The organism is Dysgonomonas sp. UBA7630 (genome assembly GCF_002483985.1).
Taxonomy (GTDB): Bacteria; Bacteroidota; Bacteroidia; order Bacteroidales; family Dysgonomonadaceae; genus Dysgonomonas.
Genome location: NZ_DLIY01000015.1, coordinates 1 through 19,479 on the forward strand (window position 1 = coordinate 1; position 19,479 = coordinate 19,479).

Consider the following 19,479-nt stretch of genomic DNA (forward strand, 5'->3'; position numbering starts at 1 on the left):
TTTATCGTATGCTTTCTGAGAACGTTCTATGTTTTTCCCTACATCTTGAAGCGTTTCTACAAAGCCCGCAAACTTATCGTATAAGGCAGCTCCTCGTTTGGCTATCTCTATGGCATTGCGGCTTTGGTATTCGCGTTTCCACAGGTCGGCTACCACTTTCAATGAGGCTACCAAGTTTGTAGGACTTATCAATAAGATCCGTTTGCGATATGCATAATCCCACAGCGTAGAATCGAGCTGCATCGCTAATATATAAGCCGGTTCGTTAGGGATAAACATCATCACAAAGTCGAGAGATTCTACATAGTCTTGATATGCTTTTTGGCTCAGCTCATCAATATGCTGCCTTACAGAAGTAATATGTTCTTTTTCGGCAGAGATTTTTACTGCATCTATTTCAGCTTCCACATACTTAATGTATGCACTCAGGGATACTTTCGAGTCTATGATAATTTTTCGTCCACCGGGATAAACAACTGTAACATCGGGCTGCATATATTTATTTTGCGTGTTCTGAATGCGTGTTCCGTTTTCGTCGGTAATAAATTCCTGAGTGAAATATTCTTCTCCTTTTTTGAGTCCCGATTTTTCTAATATAGATTCCAGAATCATTTCGCCCCAGTTACCCTGTATCTTATTGCTACCTTTCAGTGCTTTCGTTAAGTTATTAGCATCTTCGCTTATCTGATTATTCAGAGCAACCAGATCTTTGATACGTTCTTCGAGCGAAAAGCGCTGCTTCGATTCTTTATCGTACGTTTCTTCTACTTTTACTTTAAACTCAATCAGTTTTTCATTCAAGGGTTTCAGTATAGCCTCCATATTCGCCTTGTTCACATCGGTGAAGCGAAGGGTTTTTTCTTCCAATATCTGTGTCGCTAATATTTGGAAATCTTTATTTAGATGAGTCCGGGTATTCAATAACTCTTCTTGCTGAATGCGTAATTGTTCTTCTCTGGACTGTAGTAAAGCTTTATTTTCTGCAATCTCTTTCACATGCTCTAATTGAGCCATTTGTAAAGACTCCTTATCGCGAGTTAAGCGAACAACTTCTTCTTTCAGTTCAGATTCTCTCTGCTTATTGTTTCTTTGGATTAAATAAATAACAATTGTAGCCAGGATCAATATTACGCCGGCATAAACTAATTCCATATTGATTTGTTTTAAAAGAAACGGAAAGTTATTTAAAAGATTCCCTTTAACAAAATTTGCCTCAAAAAACTTGTGAACATCTTTGTTCAAAGATATTTTTGTCTGGTAAATGAAGGAATGAAAATATTATACAGTAAACATTTTCCACCGGGGAATTTCGGAGCAATCAACCTGTTTGGAATAATCATTGCTCGTAAGGATTATGGTAGGCTGACTGATGCCGAAATAAACCATGAGTGTATACATACACGACAAATGGCAGAAATGCTCGTCATATTCTTTTATATAAGCTATTTGATAGAGTGGATCGTTCGCTTGATACAATATAGGAATATGTTTGATGCTTATGTAAACATTTCGTACGAACGCGAGGCGTATAGCAATATGTATAATATTGAATATCTGAAGAAGAGAAGACCTTTTACTTTTAAAAATTATTATAAAAAAACGGTATGAAACTTAGATTATTCATATATTTATTATGTACCGTGATCGTAGGGGGAGTATCATGTGTACAGAGTCAAAATAAAATAGAACAAGGTAATATGAAATACAATAAACTGACACCCGAAGAAGAAAGGGTAATAATACATAAAGGCACAGAAGCTCCTTATACAGGAGAATATGTGAATAATAAGCAGACTGGAGTGTATGTGTGTAGAAGATGCAACGCCCCTCTGTATAATTCATCTGATAAATTTGATTCTCATTGTGGGTGGCCTTCTTTTGATGATGAAATAAAGGGTGCTGTAAAACGTGTTCCTGATACCGATGGAAGACGAACTGAAATAATATGTACAAACTGCGGTGCTCATCTAGGACATGTATTCCTCAACGAAGGCTTCACGGCAAAAGAGACAAGGCACTGCGTAAACTCGATATCACTAAAATTTATACCTCAAGAGAATAAAATGATTAAGAAAGCTTATTTTGCCTCCGGTTGTTTTTGGGGCACAGAGTATTATTTTATGAAAGCCAAAGGTGTGGCACATACCGCCGTAGGTTATATGGGTGGGCATGTAGATCATCCTAGTTACGAACAAGTTTGTCAGAAAAATACCGGACATTTAGAAACAACAGAAGTAGAATATGATACTTCTAAAACCANNATAAGACCTTGTCAAGTTGTTTTTCGAAACGCATGATTTTACTCAAACAAATGGGCAAGGTCCGGATATTGGGCCTCAGTATCTTTCTTGTATATTTTATGCCGATGAGAATGAAAAAAATATTGCTGAAAAATATATATCGATTCTACAAAAAAAGGGGTATAAGGTTGCAACAATGCTAAAACCCTTATCTACATTCTGGAAAGCAGAAGATTATCATCAACAATATTACGAGCACAAAGGAACAACTCCTTATTGCCATGTATATAAAAAGATATTCGAATAGTTGGAGTGTCTATTAGTTAACAGGTTAATAAATATATTATCAATTTGAATACATTAAATTATTATATTTAATGTATTCATATTATTTTTGTGTCTTAACTAAAAATCAGAAAAGTATTTTAATTAAATTATTTTTTTATGCTTAAAACAATCTTATCTATTTCTGGAAAACCCGGACTTTACAAACTTGTATCGAACAGTAAGAATATGGTTATTGTAGAGTCTCTCGCAGATAACAAAAAGATTCCTATTCATCCACGTGATAAAGTTGTATCATTGGGAGATATCTCTATATACACAGAAACTGATGATGTGCCTTTAAAAAGCATTCTTGCTTCTATCAAAGAGAAAGAAAATGGGGCTAAAGTATCGATCAGTGCAAACTCAAAGCCTGAAGAATTAAAGAAATACTTCGAAGAGGTATTACCTGAGTTTGACAAGGATCGTGTTTACCCGACAGATATCAAGAAAATAATAAACTGGTATAATATAATTATAGAATCTGGTTTCGACTTCGAACAAGAAGATAACAGCAGCGAAGAGAATACGGAAGATAACGAGTAATGCTTGTTAAGTAATATTGTTATCAGACCTTAAAAGTATTCTCTAAGTGTTTACTAAGGTCTACGTTTTATAATAGGAACCCCTTCAAAGGCCTCCCCGAAAATGGAGAAGTTTGGAGGGATTCTTATTTTGTGGGCTCTCTATTTTTTTCAAAGATAGTTGCGACTATTGTCTTATATTTTATAGATAAGCCTCTTTCTATTTCCGATGTATAGGTATACAAAAAAAGCTTATCTGTTTGCAGATAAGCTTCCTTATATTATATGATTTATATATTTTCCTTATTCAGTAGGAGGTGTTGTAGGCTGTTGGGTAGGAGCCGGAGTTGTTGTACTTGCTGCACTTTGACCTTGATTAAGAGGTAAAGTAGTAGACATATCAGGTGTTCCTGTAGCAGGAGTAGTTGGTATGCTTATATCCGGTTTTGCTGTTCCTAAACCACCTTTAGGTCTGATCATAACACAAACAATACTCATTATCATGATGAAACCAGCCAAACCCCAAGTTGCTTTCTCCAAGAAGTCTGTGGTTTTACGAACTCCCATGATTGCATTTGAAGATGAAAATCCTGATGAAAGGCCTCCGCCTTTTGAGTTTTGAACAAGAACTATAAGTACCAAGGCTATAGCTGCTATCACAATTAATATGGTAATAAGTGCGATCATTTTTTATCTTTAGATTTTGAATTTATAATCAATTTTTCGAGAAAACTCAATTGGTCTGCAAAGTAAATATTTTTTTTTGGATAATTCAAACTTAAATGTTTAATTATTTTGTATGCTTTCTCATACTTCTGCTGCTTTATATATATTTTGGCAAGGGTCTCGGTGAAAAACAAGTCTTCATTGAATTCATCCTGATCTTCATTGCTGTCTTTTAGTTCATAAGTATGATCTCGGAGCGACTCATCTTCTTTCTCTATTTGGATATGGATGCCATCTTCTTCCGACTTAGTAATGAAGGTATCTATAATATCTTGATGCTTGAGTTGCAGGTTGCTCTCTTTTTTGTTCTCTTCTTCCTGAGGCTGATACTGTATGTATGAAAAATAATCGGTTGTGGCTATGCTCGAATGAGATATATTATACTCCAGTTGCATGTCATCGCTGATTGTTTCGCCTCGAGATTCAAAAAAAGCATTTAATAGAATGTTCGTCTTATCTTCAGCAATTTCTTTTTTACCTGTTTCTACAAAAAATTGTTCATATTCTTCACTGAATATATAATAGAACAGAGCTCTTCTGTCAGTTATTGTAATACTGAGCCTTTCCAGTTCTGTTTTATATCTTTCAGGTTCGTGTATATACACAGCTTTTAGATATATGAAAATGGCAGCTTGAAAAAAAGGGTATTCGAAAGCAATCCTCTCTAGACTTCCGATATCGGATTTGGAGGGAGAGTTTTTTTGAATAATAAATTCATTAAGCTTCTGAATATCCATGTTTAAGATCTTATAGCAATATTTAAAATGATTGTTTATTACCAATTCGACATGGTTGCATTAAATATCTGGTCTACTATCTCTTTTGTGAGTTCTTCTCCGAGTTTATCTTGTACATCGGTAAGCATTTTGCTACTCTCAAAATCTCGATATGCCGAGATTGTCTCCTCTTTATCCTCCTCTGGTCTTACATTATTTCTAAATCGGAATTTAACCGCCATTGTAAGTCGAGTCTGCGAAGCCAGATTGTTTTCCTGTACAGCCAGAGGTGTCAGATCCCAACGTACAATCTCGCCTTCTATTTCCATTGACGGTGCTACACTGGTAAACTGTAGTTTGGTTCCGCGTATAAACACATCTTTCATTTCCTCGTTAAACATTTGAGCTAACATAGGATATACGTTCGGCGACTGGTTTTGGAAGTCGCGAATCTCTAAAGTGGGTGTTTCGGAATAGTTAATGTTCGAACCGTTAAACTTGTATGAGATTGTACAAGCTGTCATCATGATTGACACTAGGATCAACAGACCGATTTTTTTCATAAATTTTCCAGATTATATTCTTTTATTTTTCTGTACAGTGTACGTTCCGATATTTTCAGGTCTTGAGCCGCATTCTTACGCTTTCCGTTATGACGATCCAACGCTTTTATTATCATGTCTTTTTCTACATCCTGTAGAGAAAGTGTTTCTTCTTCATATTCCGGAGCTTCTATTATATCTACGTCAGCAATATCATTTCTGGTAGGGGTAATAGTATGAGGATCATTTTTTATAGTCAGAGGAGTAGTTGCTCCTTTGTCAGCTGCGCTAACTACCATAGTGGGTAAAGCACTATCGCTTTTGCTGATTGTGGATGCAGAGACAGCATCTGAGGCTTTTAGATTTCCGGCAACAATATCATGAACAATTTTTTTCAACTCATTCATGTCTTTTTTCATATCAAAAAGTACTTGGTAGAGTATTTCTCGCTCATTACTAAAGCTTTTAGGATCATTATGTCCCGCAGAAGTGTGTATGGGAATTAAGCCAACCTCGTTTGCCGGAAGATAAAGTTTTAGTATATCCGGAGTTATTTCTCTTGCCTGTTCTATAATTGATATTTGTTCGGTAATGTTCTTTAGCTGGCGAATATTCCCCGGCCAATAGTAATCTTTGAGCATTTGCTTTGCCGATTCGGTCAGAACGATAGACGGCATGTTGTATTTTTCAGCACAGTCGCTTGCAAACTTTCTAAAGAGTAGAGGGATATCGTCTTTCCTGTCTCTTAGGGCAGGTATCCGAATGGGTACAGTGTTTAAGCGGTAATACAAGTCTTCACGAAAACGTCCGTTTCGTGTAGCAGTTATCATGTCCAGATTTGTAGCCGCAACAACACGTACATCTGTTTTCTCTACTTTTGATGATCCTACTTTTATAAATTCACCCGTTTCCAGCACACGCAGTAAACGCGCCTGTGTAGAAAGTGGTAATTCTCCCACTTCGTCGAGGAACAATGTACCTCCATTCGCTACTTCGAAATACCCTTTTCGTTCGCCTGTAGCTCCTGTAAAGGATCCTTTTTCGTGTCCGAAAAGTTCTGAATCTATAGTACCTTCGGGGATAGACCCACAGTTGACCGCAATATAAGTTCCATGTTTGCGATGGCTGAACTGATGGATAATCTGCGGAAAACTTTCTTTTCCCACTCCGCTCTCTCCTGTCACCAGTACAGACATATCGGTAGGTGCTACCTGAAGCGCTATGTCTATAGCTCGGTTGAGATCGGGTGTGTTCCCTATGATGCCGAAGCGTTGTTTTACCTGTTGTATATCTGGTCTTGCCATTTTATTAGATAGATAAGTCACAAATAAACAAAAGTTTATATGTGAAGTTTAACGAAACCTGACAAAATTACATATTAATTTTAGTTTTGTCAGTCTTTTTTAGTGAAGATTTCTAAAGGTGATGAGTTTAATCTGTAGATTTAGCTAAAGCGTATGTTTTAGCTTTCAAAAACTCTCCGAATTCCTTTATATCTGTATGTTTTGCCTGTTCTTCCGGTGATATTGGCTCACCCAATCGTAAGTATATCGTTTTACCCTTTTTATTATATACTTCATGTCCTAACCTCAATGAGCGGAGTCTCCAATTTACAAGATCAAGAAAGTTAAAGAACCAAGAGTTTTTACCGCTAAAGTACATGGGTATCACAGGTACTTTCGACTTCTTTATGAGCTTTAGAACTGGTTCTTGCCATTCTCGGTCTTCGACTTCCATTCTGAAGTTTCTTACTTTTGTCTTAGACACAGCACCGGCAGGGAAGAATCCCAATGGATGTCCGCTTTTGATATGTTCGATGGATTGTTTTATTCCTTCGAGGCTCGACTTACTTGCCATTTTTCCGCTTTGGAAAGGATTAACAGCAATGAAGTTGGGAGACATTGTGTCTATCATGCCGAGAATGAAATTTACCATCATTTTATAGTCGGGACGAACCGATGCGATTGTGGCAATGGCGGCAATACCATCTATGTGACCGTATGCATGGTTCGAGACAGTGATAAACGAAGCTCCTTCGTATTGGTTAAGCACCTCTATATTTTCGACTACTATATTGACTCCAACGTCTTGTAGCAAATGTTTGCAAAATTCAGGGCCTTCGTATTGCTTCGAAGTATCGTAGATGCGGTTGACTTTATTCATCCCGGTCAGCCACATAGCAAATTTTATAAGTATATTTCCAAATGGGCCACGCAAAATGGGGCTCATTTTGCGAACATCATCATAGCTCAGTAATTTTTCCTTCATGCTGCTGTTTTTTTACTGTTGCAAATTTCGTTAAAATAGAAATATTAGACAAGTATTAATTAAGATTCGTCATGAAGTTCGATGATATCCAAGTCTGAGATATTGCCTTCACTCAAGTTAAACTTAAGAAGGGTTCTGACTTTATGTATTCCATATTTGCCTGCTGCACCCGGATTGATGAATAATCCGTTTATTTTTTTATCGAATATGACTTTCAGTATATGTGAGTGCCCGGTTATAAATAATTTGGGCGGATTCATAAGTAATATTGATTGTACTTTTCGTTCATACCTACCCGGAGAGCCTCCGATATGAATCATAAACACATCTACACCTTCGAGTGTGAAGCGTAACGTTTCGGGGTATGCTGCACGTACACGACTATCATCTATATTCCCGTACACTGCCCGAAAGGGTTTGCCCAAAGCTTCGAACTTTAAAGCCAACTCCATTGAACCTATATCTCCCGCATGCCATATTTCGTCACAGTCGGAAAAATATTTTGCAAACTTCTCATCCCACCAGTTATGGGTGTCAGAAAGTAATCCTATCTTTTTCATTATAGATTGATACAAATACAAAAACAAACAGATAGGATAAATGTTCCCATCGAAGTATATTTCAAGTATGGGTCGAGTAGACGATTCTCTTTTATTTTGATAATGTTAATTAACAATTTAAAAAATACAAGAAAACTTAATAGGTACATATATTGATACCAGTGGGTACTATATAATATAGAATATGCCGTAAGGGAAACGAACGCTCCTATAATTAATAGGGCGTGGTATATCTTAGCATTCTTGATTCCTATCCGTACAGGGATTGTTATTTTCCCTGATTTTCTATCATTGTCTATGTCGCGCATATTGTTAAGATTGAGTACGGCAGCTGTTAGCAAACCCAAAGCTATAGCAGGTAGCCACGGCTTGAAATCTATAGTATGGGTATGTAAAAAATATGTTCCAACTACCGATACAAGTCCAAAAAAGATAAAAGAGAAAATATCTCCCAATCCCTTGTATCCATAAGGATTTTTTCCGGCTGTATATTTTATTGCGGCGACAATACTACCCAGTCCCAAGCCTAGAAAGAGTAAAATATATTGCCATGCCATAAACTGAAGAGCAACGTAAACAAGTAATATCCCGATCACAATAGCACATGCTATAGCTATTTTTATAGCTTTAGTCATCTCTTCGGGAGTAATGGCTCCGCTTTGAACTGTTCGTTGAGGTCCTATTCTTTCGCCTGTGATATCTGTACCTTGTTGGTAGTCACCAAGGTCGTTTGCCATATTTGATAGCAGTTGTAATACATTCGCGACCAAAATGGTCAGAATAAATACGAATATGCTGAATTTTCCTGTGCTATATGCGATCCCGCTGCCACATAGTGCTGTAGCTCCCGCCAGGAATAGTGTGCGTGGACGCAGAGCCGATACCCAAGATTTTACAGATGCCATAATTAAATTTGTGCAAAGGTATGTATTTTAGTCTGATGAGAAAAATATTATTATCAGGTCAAATTCTAATATTACCTAAAAATAGAAAGATGACGTTACGCTTACTTTTACCTGTTTATAGTTTTCTTTATATTGTCTAAATCGAACAATATTCTTATTCCGAAATCCTGATATTTTGTTTTCTTGAATGAGGCGAATACTCCTACATTAAGCAGCTTTGTGAAGTTTAGTGAGTAGCCCATCTCACTGTATTTCATGTCGGCGGTGTATAGGTTTTTTAGATGTAGGCTTTCTGTAAACATTTTTCCTTGAAGAAATGGCAGTCGCTTAATTAATATATACTTGCTTTCGTAGTTGAAATTGGTTCTGATCCAATATCTGTTTGTTGAAGCAACATAATTGTCTAACAGCATAAAGGATGTGAATGGAGATTTCAGATTCACTGTTACATTCGATGTGTTGAAATGTTGATAATCCACAAAGTGTATTTTGTCTCTTTCGCCCAGAAAGCGACCTCCTTCGAGTTGGTAGTTGAAGTTGCTAAACTCACTTAACTTTATATTTTGTTTTATGCCTCCCGATAATTTTTGATATTGAGCATTGTTGGTTTGCCATCCGGAGAATGCCTGCTCATAATTAACATAGAATGTAGGAGAAGCGTATTTTTCATATTTTTTCGCTCCATCTTTTATAGAGAAATAGGCGTAAGGGGTGTATTCTATGCCTAAGTTGAATGCTGTTTTGTCAAACCTGTCGTCAGGGTATATGTTAGGCGTGATTTTACTTTTCTTACCCCAGGTGTAATCCGTATTATTTGATAATCCATGACGCCTGTCTATCTCCAGTCCTACAGATACAGATAATCCGTTCGAAATATCTATACTATTCGTTGCGGAAATAAAATCTTTCTGATAGAAGTAATTATAATTCTTACCTCTTATTAGTGAATTTGAAAAGTTATTGAAGCGGTGAATACCTAGTGGATTGAAATCCTCACTAGTGCTTCCTAAAGAGATAGTAAGGCTGCCTAATCTTAGTGGCGCATAAGTGAGATTTATATTACCTCCACCTACCAACCTTTTCCTTGATAAGGTATAATATATATAAGGTGTTATTTCGAGCTTGTTGTGTTTTCCGATATTTATCGTTAACCTGAATGATTGCCCCATCCATAGCCCATCTACAAAATTATACTCATAGATACTACCTTCGAGTAGCCCATTGAATTTGATTTTCACCTTGCTGGAGTCACTTCCTATCTGCCCTCCATTTATTATATTTGAAAATGTCAGCATTGGATTACGGTGCTTTTCTCTCGCCGAATCGAGATGTTGCTGTATGGAATCCCTTTTAATTAATGTTTTTATCTCCCGTTCTCCCAAAGGTATCGTTCTTACATTGGTCCAATATGCCGTATCACGCTTAGATGCCAAACTATCCGATTTTACTATATATAAGGAGTCTTGACGTGCGATTTCAAAGGTTCTTTTCTCTTTTTTGCTTTTTGCACCACTTATCACCGATTTATTCGTTGTAATATTACTATAGGTTAGTGATGTGTAGTAGTTCATTGTAGCTTTAATTCCGAAGATGTCAATATCAGATGCTATCAAATAAGTGATAGGCAGATATACATTTGGTGCTAATTCCTGAAACGAGATTGTATATGCTTGTTTTGCTCCGTATGGATTAGAATGAAGTTCCGCAGAATATATATGCCATGTATAATCTGCTATATATATGTAGCCTTCAAAAAGCGAAGGGTCTTTTAATTTGGGTTCTATTTTGATTTTATTTATTGTTAATCCATTCTCTTCTATAAACCCTTCGTATCTGAATTTGTAGTAAGAAAATGCTTGAGGATGCAACGGCGAAATGTATGAACCAATCTTCGGGTTGTACAAGGAAGTGCTTAATATTCCCATCGCGTCTTTCGAATCTATATTGTCGGGAATACTGCTGGAGAATGCTTTTACTGTTTGTTCGTACTTGTCGGGTGCTGTAAAACGTATTTCGTTGAAGGATTCTTGTGTAAATAGCAACTCTTTAAAATCTGATAGTTTAACCCCTTCTTCTCTTTTTGCCATTTTGTCTATCAATGACGAAACTTTAAGCAATTCAGCGTTTACCTTTATGTAGGCTTCGGCAGTGTACTCTTTTACTGAAGCGGCATATAATGGTGCTTTTTCTATTGCTTTCCGCATAATAGGGTAGGCCGGGTCTTCCTGATTTGATACGGTAATTTCTTTCAGGTTGAAAGGTGTTTCATATAGTACTATATCTAATGTAGTTACTTTGTCTGTACTGATTTTTATTTTTCGCACTTCGGGTTTAAACCCCAAACATTTATATTCAACTTCGTATTCTCCGTTGGGTATAGTCGTTTGATAGCTTCCTGTTTCGTTACATACCAACCCTTGATTTACACCTTTTATATATACTGTGCTTCCATATAACGGTTCGCCATTTGTGTCTGTAATTTTTCCTTTAAAGTTTTGTGCGTGCAAATGAATGGAGCAAAAAAAGGATAAAACCAAGGCAATATATAATCTCATTATTAGTTTATTATTTAGGGACACTTTTTAACATTCTCTACAAATATATCGGAAATATCGATTTATTCTTTACTTATTTCCTGTTTTTATTCGATTTAATGTTACAAAGGAGTGACATTATTCTATATTCCCCTGTGAAATAAGATTATTTTATTATTTTTGCGCTAAATTTTTTTCAAAATATTAAAGATTAAAATGCTTACAGTTGAGAAAATTGGCGGAACTTCCATGTCGCAGTTTAAAGATGTGCTGGAGAACGTCATTGTAGGGAAGAGAAAGCCGGAAGAAATGTACAATCGTATATTTGTTGTATCCGCATATAATAATGTCACTAACTGGCTATTGGAACATAAAAAAACAGGAGAGCCCGGAGTATATGTTCAATTTCTCGAAAATGCAGATTATAGCATCGGATTAGATAGTCTGTGTCAAAGGCTTTTGCTTATAAATAAGGGCTTTGAAGAAATCGGCCTGAATCTATTAGAAGCAAGAGAATTTATAACCTTTCGCCTCAAACAGGCTAAAACAATGCTTCATAGTTTGAGCAAAGTTTTGGCTTCAGGATACGTAAATGCCGAAGATATCTGTTTAGCCGCACGCGAAATTTTAGCTTCGATAGGAGAGGCTCATTCAGCGTGGAATACTGTAAATATTTTGAATAACAATGGTATCTCTGCTCGGTTTATCGATCTCTGCGGATTTAATGACTCTCTGCCTCTTACAATAGATGAGCGTATTCATAGAGCATTCAAAGGCGTTGATTTTAGTAAGGATGTTTGTGTCGCTACCGGCTATACAAAAGGTACTGAGGGTATTATGCGTGCGTTCGATAGAGGTTATACAGAGGTAACTTTTAGCAAAATTGCCGTAGAAGTAAATGCCGACGAGGCTATTATCCATAAAGAATATCACTTGTCGAGCGCTGATCCGAATATAGTAGGTGTGGATAAGGTGGTTCCTGTAGGGCGAACAAATTTTATCGTGGCCGATCAGCTAGCTGATATTGGTATGGAGGCTATTCATCCGAAAGCGTCTAAACCTTTGGAACTTGCCAATATCGATATTCGTATCAAAAATACCTTTGAGCCCGAACATCCGGGTACATTGATAACAAAAGAATATGTGTCGGAAATACCGAAGATAGAGATCGTTTCAGGTACAGATAAGGTATTAGCTGTAGAAATTCATGATCCGATGATGGTTGGAGAGGTTGGATTTGACTTGAGAATCATGCAGATATTTGCCAAATATAATGTGAGTTACATTCTCAAATCTACAAATGCAAACTCTATTACAATGGTGGTTTGGGACAATTATAAATCACGCGAAATGATAACCGATCTGGAGACGACATTCTATCAGGTTATTGTAGAGCGTGTAGCTTTAGTATGTGTAATGGGTACCAATATTGCATTGCCCGGATTCTTGTATAGAGCCTCGAAAGCTCTGTTTCAAAAAGGGATTAATGTCGAGAGTTTTGCTCAATCTCTACGGCAGGTGAATATGCAGTTTGTAATAAAAAGAGAATTTTATAAAGACGCGGTAATTGCACTGAATGATGAATTGTGTATAGAGAAATAGGTTAATAAGGGTTTTTTTATATTTTTTTTATTGTGTGAATTGATTTTTAGTTCTATTTTTGTTAGCTGAAACTAGAGTGATCGTTTAATACCTTGTGGGGCACTTAAATAAAAAAGAATATCCACAATTACAGATATATAGACCTTTGAATTTGCTTGAACATTCTCTATTACAAAAGTTGCTTTTATTGGAAAATAAAAAACTGATTTCACCGTTACATTTGATTAGAAGTGTGAATAAAAGTGCAATGTTAGATGCGAAATACTTAAAAAATCAAAATAATAGTATATTTGCATCCTATAATAATTGACACTGTGTAATTTTATTGTTTTAAAATAAGGAGACTATTGAAAATTAAAAGATATAAATTTAAAAATTGATTCACTAAACTTAAATTATTTATTATCATTATGGAAACTAAAAAACAACAACCAAAACAAAAACCAAGATCTAAAGGCGTTTCAGCTATGATAGTCGTTATTGGATGTGCGATTGTAGCTCACCTATTCTTCTACCTAGTTGCCGGGGATAAGGCTAACTTTGACGAAAAAGGTCATCCACTACCAGGCAATTCACTAGGTGCATTATTCCAAGGAGGATGGGTAATTCCTATCGTTATCACGCTGTTACTAACAACACTTACTCTTTCTGTAGAGAGATTCTTTGCATTGAACAGAGCTAGTGGAAAAGGAAGCACAGCTAAATTTGTGATGAACGCTAAAGCTAAATTAGAAGCTGGTGACATCGCAGGTGCAACAAAGCTATGTGACGAACAAAAAGGATCTGTGGCTAATATATTAAAAGCTGGATTAATCAGATATGCAGATGTTGAGAAAATTGCTGACAAGAACAATGACGAAAAAGCAGCAATGATTCAAAAAGAACTGGAAGAAGCTACAACTCTTGAACTTCCATATCTACAACAAAACTTATCAGTTATCGCTACTATCTCTACTCTAGGTACTTTGATGGGACTATTCGGAACAGTACTTGGTATGATCCGTTCGTTTGGTGCGATGGGTCAAGAAGGAGCTCCAGACTCTACAGCTCTTGCAGTAGGTATCTCTGAAGCACTTTACAATACAGCTATGGGTATCGGTACCGGTGCTGCATCTATCATTTCTTATTCTTATTTCTCTGGAAAAGTTGAGGATATAACTAACGCTGTTGATGAAGTAGGTTTTGCTATCGGTCAAACTTATACTACTCTTCACGGAGGTCTATCTAAATAATTAACAATTTTTTTCAGAACAATTTGTGGAATTTATATAAGATTCCACTCTAATAAGTAAAAGTAAGAAAATGGGAAAGACAAAAGTAAAAAAACAGAGCACATTCATCGACATGACGGCGATGAGTGACGTTACTGTACTCTTGCTCACATTCTTTATGCTTACTGCTACCTTCTTACCAAAAGAACCGGTTCAGGTAATGACTCCACAGTCAGTATCTGAGGTGAAAGTGCCTGAATATAATGTGTTGAATATATTGATAGATCCACAAGGAAAGGTATTCTTGAATATAGACAAACCAGAAAATAAAAAGGCGGTATTGGAAAAGATGGGGCAAGATTATGGTATTACATTCACCGATAAGCAGATTAGATCTTTCATAGAACAAACACACATTGGTGTGCCTATGAACAGAATGGCTGCTTTCCTTGATATGCCATTGAGCACTCAAGATAGTGAGATAAAGAAGTGGGGTGTGCCATCCGACAGTGTAAACGATCAGTTTTCACGTTGGGTACAACATGCACGCGAAATTGGAGGCGATGATATGGGTATTGCTATCAAAGCAGACCAGTCAACAGCTTATCCATTGGTGGATAAGGTATTGAAAAGTCTTGTGAAGATGAAAGAAAACCGTTATAGCCTCATAACATCTCTAAGGGGAATGCCGGAAGGCGTATAAAACATGATTTAAACATTAAAAAAAGAAAAAATTATGGCAGAAGTACAACAGTCCGGTGGTGGAGAAGAGAAAAAAGGTAAACCCAAGAAACAGACCCTGAGAGTAGACTTTACTCCGATGGTGGATATGAACATGCTCTTGATTACATTCTTCATGTTCTGTACAACATTGAGTAAACCGCAAATCATGGATATTGCGATGCCTACAGATCAGAAACTTACTGAAGAGGATGAAGTGAAGGTCAAGGAGTCTAAAGCTATTACTTTGATTCTAGGAGAAGACAATAAAGTATATTACTATACAGGTATACCTAACTATAGTGACTATACTACCTTGAAAGAAACTGATTATTCCCCTGAAGGACTTCGTAAAATATTACTGGAACGCAATGCCCCTATTGTAGCAAAGATGAGGGAATTGAGACAGGAAAAATTTGAGAAGAAGAATAAAATGTCAGAGGAAGAATTTAAGACAAGATCAAAAGAAATAAAAGATGACAAGGATGGACAAGTAGTGGTTATTAAACCTACATCCGAAGCTAGTTATAAAAATCTTGTTGATGCTCTTGATGAAATGCAGATTTGCAGTATTGCAAAATATGCAATTGTGGATATGACTGAGGGTGACCAATTCTTGCTTGAGAACCTGAAAAGTAAAGGGGCTTATGGCGCTAGTGCTGCACCACCAAAAAATTAATCACATTAAGAAAGGAGTAAAATTATGGGAAAAGATATAAAATTGAATTCCTCCGAATGGTGTGATGTAGTTTTTGAAGGTAAGAATAAAAACTATGGAGCTTACAAGCTACGTCAATCATCATCGAAGAGACATATCGTTGCGTTTTTAGTAATCCTTGCTGTTGCAATATTTGTGTCGGCTTTACCGAGTCTGGTATCAGTGGTAAAGAATCTAACACAAGGCAATACTGGACCAATGGAAGACACTTTCGAGTTATCTAATATTCCGGTAGAACAAGAAATTCCGGAAGAGAATAAGATTAAACAAGAAACTGCTCCGCCGCCTCCACCGTTGAAAACAACAGTGAAGTTTGTGCCTCCTAAGATTGCAAAAGACGATGAGGTGCGTGACGATCAGCAAATGAAGTCACAGGATGAAATTCAGGAAACTAAAATCCAAATTTCGGTGGCTGACGTGAAAGGTACAAATGATAAGACAGGTGTCGATATCGCTGAGTTGAGAGAACACAAGGTGATAGTAGAAGAAAAACCTGCCGTTGAAAAACCTTTCGTTACTGTAGAACAGATGCCTACTTTCCCCGGAGGCGAGATGGAAATGCAAAAGTATATTGCTTCCAACCTCAAATATCCGGTAGTGGCTCAAGAATCAGGTATTCAAGGACGTGTAACAGTACGTTTCGTTGTTTCTAAAACAGGAGCAATTGAAGATGTAAACGTAATTCGTGGTATCGACCCATCGTGCGACAAAGAAGCTGTACGTGTGGTTAAATCGATGCCGAAATGGATACCGGGAAAACAAAATGGATTGAATGTACCTGTGTACTTTACTCTCCCTATCGTATTCCGTTTGAAACAGTAAAAGTGAATATCTATTGAGATTTTTATAAAAAAATTGTAAATAAGACTTAGTAAAGAAGAGAAGTTGGAGTATGAAAGACACATCTTCTCTTCTTTTTCCAATAAAAAAAGGTATGAAAGAAGGAAAAAAAATATCGGGAAAAGCAATATTTGGTATATTTATGATATTGTTTTATCTATGTGTGTCAGTTTTGATGGTATTTACCCCTATTTTTGAGAATGTACATATCTTACTTCGTGTGGCCATGGGTGTGCTGTTGTTTTTGTACGGCATATTCAGAGGATACCGTGCATGGAAACAATTTTAAACGAATTATCTGTTTTTTGTTATGAAAAATCTTAGTCTTATTGTATGTATTTTTGCTTTTATCTTTCTCTTCTCTTGTAGCGACCAGAGAAAGATAACACGAACAGATACGCCCACAAGTGGTATAGCTGAGATAGCTGTTGATGAATGCTTTGCTCCTGTAATACAAGAACAGGTTGATGTTTTTGGAGCTTTAAATCACGAAGCTCTGGTTATTCCCATATTTACCAGTGAGAATGAGGCATTTAATTTATTTATGAAAGATAGCTTGCGTGTAATAATTGCTACACGACAACTTACTGCCAACGAAACACAAATTATAAAAGAACGCAAACAAGCACCACGTACACAGCGGCTTGCTATTGATGGTATTGCCCTTATTGTAAACAAAGAAAATATGGACACTTTGATTACAGTGTCTGATATAAAAAAAATAATGACAGGGAAGATTAAGGATTGGAAGGAGATAAATCCGAAATCTAAACTGGGTGAAATATCGGTCGTATTCGATAGCCCTAATTCCAGTACTGTCAGATTTATAAAAGATTCGATCTGTGGAGGCGAGCCTCTTAGTCAGAATGTGAAAGCGAGATCGGCAGACAGCGTTAAAAATGTCAATCTGCAAGAACGTACACCCAATCAGCAAGTGATAGATTATGTTGCTGCTGTTCCTAATGCAATAGGTGTTATCGGTGTAAATTGGATTAGTAATCCATCCGATCCTAAAAATTTAAGCTTTATTAATAGTATAAATGTTATGTCGGTAAGCTCAGAAGATAAAGCCACTGAGGAAAACAGTTTTAAACCATTTGCCGCATATTTAGTCTTAAAAAAATATCCGCTAACGAGAGATATTTTTATTATAATCTCAGATGTCAAAGGTGGATTACCTTCAGGTTTTGTTACCTTTGCTGCAGGAGAGAAAGGACAACGTATTATACTCAAGGCCGGGCTCTATCCCGCAAATGTACCTACCAGACTGGTAAGAGCAAACCCAACATTTTAGGATAGGCCTGATATCTGTCACATATAAATAAATATTAATAAAAATAGTATAGAAGATGAAAATGAAGTATTTAGTGAGCGCATTTTTGAGCTTAGCGATAAGCTTGTCGGCATTTGCGCAAAATAGCCCGGGAGCAGATTATCTGAGCCTTGGTGAAACCAAACTAGCGAAAGAATATTTTACTAAAAACGTAGGACAGAATCCTGAAGAATCTCATTATTATCTGGGAGAAATTGCAATTCTGGAAAATAACTTGACTGAAGCTAAGTCTCAGTTTGAGCAAAGTGCGGCAGCAACTACTGAACTAGGTCTTGGTGCTGTAGGATTAGCTAAATTACAATTAAAGTCAAACCCTAAGGTTGCAGAAGATCAATTAAAAGAAGTTCAAAAAAAGAATAAAAAGAATGTAACTGTTCTTTTAGCAATCGCAAAAGCATATTTTGATAATGGCATGAAAGACAAAGCCACTTTGATGATTGCTGAAGCTAAGAAGGCAGATAAGAAATCACCATATTCATACATTCTCGAAGGAGATATGTTAGCCAAAGAAAACAATCCGGGCGGAGCAGCAGGTCAATATGATCAGGCTATCAACTTTGACCCTAACTGTGTATTGGCTTATATGAAAGGTGCTAAGGTATATGAATATATTAATCGTAATACAGCAGCCGATTTGTTGAAAAAAGCGATAGAAATCAAACCTGAATATAAGATTGCTTACAAAGACCTTGCTGACTTGTATTACAGAGACGGTTTTTATCCGGATGCTATTGCTGCATACAAAGAATTCTTCAAGGGTGGCGATTACACCGTAGATGATATTACTCGTTATGCTGCATCAGAGTACTTTACACAAGGATATTCAGGTGCAAAGAATCTGATTAATGAAGGTTTGAAACGCGAACCAAACAGCTTCGTGTTGAATCGTTTGTTGATGTATATCGAAAATGAAACAAAAAACTATCAGGACGGTTTAGCTGCAGGAGACAAGTTCTTCAGTATACCTAGATCTGAGGTTGATACAGTGAAATATTTGGTTTCAGACTATATGGCTTATGGAAATATACTATCTGAAACAGGCAATAAAGCTAAGGCTATAGAGCAATATCAGAAAGCTATAAAATTAGATCCTAGCAAAGTAAGCTTGTTTAAAGAGATCGCTACAGCTTCTGCCAAAGATCAGATGTACGCTGAAGCGGCTAATTATTACAAAGAATACATCCAGATGCTTGGAGAAAGAGCAGAAGCTACTGATTATTATCAATTAGGTAGCTACTATCTATCTGCAGCATCTAAAGTTGAATCTGATAAATCGTTAACTCCGGAGCAAGTAAAAGAACAATCTATTGCGCTATACAAACAAGCAGATGCAGCTTTTGCTGTAGTTGCAGAACGTAAGCCAGATAGTTATTTAGGATTCTATCAGAGAGCACGTACAAACTATCAGATGGACCCGGACTCGGAGCAAGGGTTGGCAAAACCATTCTATGAAGAAACAATTAAAGTTCTGTTGGCTGATCCGGAACCAAGCAGCAAAATATTGATAGAAGCATATAGCTATTTGAGCTACTATTATTATTTACAGTTCGAGAAAAGCAAAAAGGCTGATGATAAAGCAAATGTAAAACTATATGCAGAAAAGGTTCTTGAACTAGATCCTGAAAATGCAAATGGTAAAGCTTTATTTGAATTTGCTAACGGCAAGTAAATAAGTAGATATAAAATATGAAAAACAGCCTGTACCAATTTTGATAC

General features: G+C 36.6%; 19 protein-coding genes and 1 pseudogene. 11 read left to right on the forward strand and 9 right to left on the reverse strand.

Annotated features, from left to right (window positions below; all coding sequences use genetic code 11):
- Positions 1-1,152: DNA recombination protein RmuC (locus B3P17_RS05425; protein ID WP_291104237.1), on the reverse strand; the 1,152-nt coding region annotated here is incomplete at its 3' end.
- A 117-nt stretch (positions 1,153-1,269) separates the two neighbouring features.
- On the opposite strand from B3P17_RS05425, the gene B3P17_RS05430 reads away from it, so the two are divergent.
- The 3 genes and pseudogenes from B3P17_RS05430 to B3P17_RS05440 all read left to right on the forward strand — a co-directional run bounded on the left by B3P17_RS05430 (position 1,270) and on the right by B3P17_RS05440 (position 3,110).
- The gene (locus B3P17_RS05430; RefSeq protein WP_135103752.1) at positions 1,270-1,608 is read left to right on the forward strand and encodes a hypothetical protein; all 339 of its coding nucleotides are present in this window, start codon (positions 1,270-1,272) and stop codon (positions 1,606-1,608) included.
- Positions 1,605-2,547: pseudogene (locus B3P17_RS05435) on the forward strand (bifunctional methionine sulfoxide reductase B/A protein). Before B3P17_RS05430 ends, B3P17_RS05435 begins: the two are co-directional and overlap by 4 nt.
- Before the next feature lie 137 nt (positions 2,548-2,684).
- Positions 2,685-3,110, forward strand: a complete 426-nt coding sequence (locus B3P17_RS05440; RefSeq protein ID WP_252637655.1) for a DUF5606 domain-containing protein — start codon at positions 2,685-2,687, stop codon at positions 3,108-3,110.
- Between the two features lie 281 nt (positions 3,111-3,391).
- Here the strand turns inward: B3P17_RS05440 and secG are convergent, their stop codons facing one another.
- From secG to B3P17_RS05480, 8 genes are all read right to left on the reverse strand, one after another.
- Positions 3,392-3,775, reverse strand: coding sequence for a preprotein translocase subunit SecG (gene secG, locus B3P17_RS05445; protein ID WP_252637656.1), 384 nt, complete (start codon positions 3,773-3,775; stop codon positions 3,392-3,394).
- Positions 3,772-4,551, reverse strand: coding sequence for a hypothetical protein (locus tag B3P17_RS05450; protein WP_291104241.1), 780 nt, complete (start codon positions 4,549-4,551; stop codon positions 3,772-3,774). Before B3P17_RS05450 ends, secG begins: the two co-directional genes overlap by 4 nt.
- A gap of 38 nt (positions 4,552-4,589) precedes the next feature.
- Complete coding sequence (gene lptE, locus B3P17_RS05455) at positions 4,590-5,093, reverse strand: LPS assembly lipoprotein LptE (RefSeq protein WP_006842353.1); 504 nt, start codon at positions 5,091-5,093, stop codon at positions 4,590-4,592.
- Entirely contained in the window at positions 5,090-6,376 is a 1,287-nt protein-coding gene (locus B3P17_RS05460) for a sigma 54-interacting transcriptional regulator (RefSeq protein ID WP_252637660.1), read from the reverse strand. Before B3P17_RS05460 ends, lptE begins: the two co-directional genes overlap by 4 nt.
- A 127-nt stretch (positions 6,377-6,503) precedes the next feature.
- Positions 6,504-7,340 (reverse strand): lysophospholipid acyltransferase family protein, encoded by an 837-nt coding sequence (locus B3P17_RS05465; RefSeq protein WP_252637661.1) that lies wholly within the window; start codon positions 7,338-7,340, stop codon positions 6,504-6,506.
- Between the two features lie 59 nt (positions 7,341-7,399).
- A complete protein-coding gene (locus B3P17_RS05470; RefSeq protein WP_252637662.1) occupies positions 7,400-7,900 on the reverse strand; it encodes a metallophosphoesterase family protein in 501 nt (166 codons plus the stop codon).
- Positions 7,900-8,805, reverse strand: a complete 906-nt coding sequence (gene menA / locus B3P17_RS05475; RefSeq protein WP_252637663.1) for a 1,4-dihydroxy-2-naphthoate octaprenyltransferase — start codon at positions 8,803-8,805, stop codon at positions 7,900-7,902. Before menA ends, B3P17_RS05470 begins: the two co-directional genes overlap by 1 nt.
- 107 nt (positions 8,806-8,912) lie before the next feature.
- A complete protein-coding gene (locus tag B3P17_RS05480) occupies positions 8,913-11,360 on the reverse strand; it encodes a DUF5686 and carboxypeptidase regulatory-like domain-containing protein (protein ID WP_291104245.1) in 2,448 nt (815 codons plus the stop codon).
- A gap of 195 nt (positions 11,361-11,555) precedes the next feature.
- Here B3P17_RS05480 and B3P17_RS05485 point away from each other — a divergent pair, with 195 nt between their 5' ends.
- The 8 genes from B3P17_RS05485 to B3P17_RS05520 all read left to right on the forward strand — a co-directional run bounded on the left by B3P17_RS05485 (position 11,556) and on the right by B3P17_RS05520 (position 19,432).
- On the forward strand, positions 11,556-12,941 hold the full coding sequence (locus B3P17_RS05485; protein WP_006842359.1) for an aspartate kinase: 1,386 nt from the start codon (positions 11,556-11,558) through the stop codon (positions 12,939-12,941).
- A gap of 410 nt (positions 12,942-13,351) precedes the next feature.
- The gene (locus tag B3P17_RS05490) at positions 13,352-14,173 is read left to right on the forward strand and encodes a MotA/TolQ/ExbB proton channel family protein (RefSeq protein ID WP_006842360.1); all 822 of its coding nucleotides are present in this window, start codon (positions 13,352-13,354) and stop codon (positions 14,171-14,173) included.
- Positions 14,174-14,243: 70 nt separating this feature from the next.
- Positions 14,244-14,855 (forward strand): ExbD/TolR family protein, encoded by a 612-nt coding sequence (locus B3P17_RS05495; RefSeq protein WP_135103764.1) that lies wholly within the window; start codon positions 14,244-14,246, stop codon positions 14,853-14,855.
- Positions 14,856-14,888: 33 nt separating this feature from the next.
- On the forward strand, positions 14,889-15,551 hold the full coding sequence (locus tag B3P17_RS05500) for an ExbD/TolR family protein (RefSeq protein ID WP_006842362.1): 663 nt from the start codon (positions 14,889-14,891) through the stop codon (positions 15,549-15,551).
- Between the two features lie 24 nt (positions 15,552-15,575).
- A complete protein-coding gene (locus B3P17_RS05505; protein ID WP_006842363.1) occupies positions 15,576-16,412 on the forward strand; it encodes an energy transducer TonB in 837 nt (278 codons plus the stop codon).
- Positions 16,413-16,524: 112 nt separating this feature from the next.
- The gene (locus tag B3P17_RS05510; RefSeq protein ID WP_252637665.1) at positions 16,525-16,719 is read left to right on the forward strand and encodes a hypothetical protein; all 195 of its coding nucleotides are present in this window, start codon (positions 16,525-16,527) and stop codon (positions 16,717-16,719) included.
- A gap of 21 nt (positions 16,720-16,740) precedes the next feature.
- Positions 16,741-17,724 (forward strand): PstS family phosphate ABC transporter substrate-binding protein, encoded by a 984-nt coding sequence (locus tag B3P17_RS05515; RefSeq protein ID WP_252637666.1) that lies wholly within the window; start codon positions 16,741-16,743, stop codon positions 17,722-17,724.
- A gap of 55 nt (positions 17,725-17,779) precedes the next feature.
- Complete coding sequence (locus B3P17_RS05520; protein WP_135103769.1) at positions 17,780-19,432, forward strand: tetratricopeptide repeat protein; 1,653 nt, start codon at positions 17,780-17,782, stop codon at positions 19,430-19,432.
- Positions 19,433-19,479: the final 47 nt, after the last annotated feature.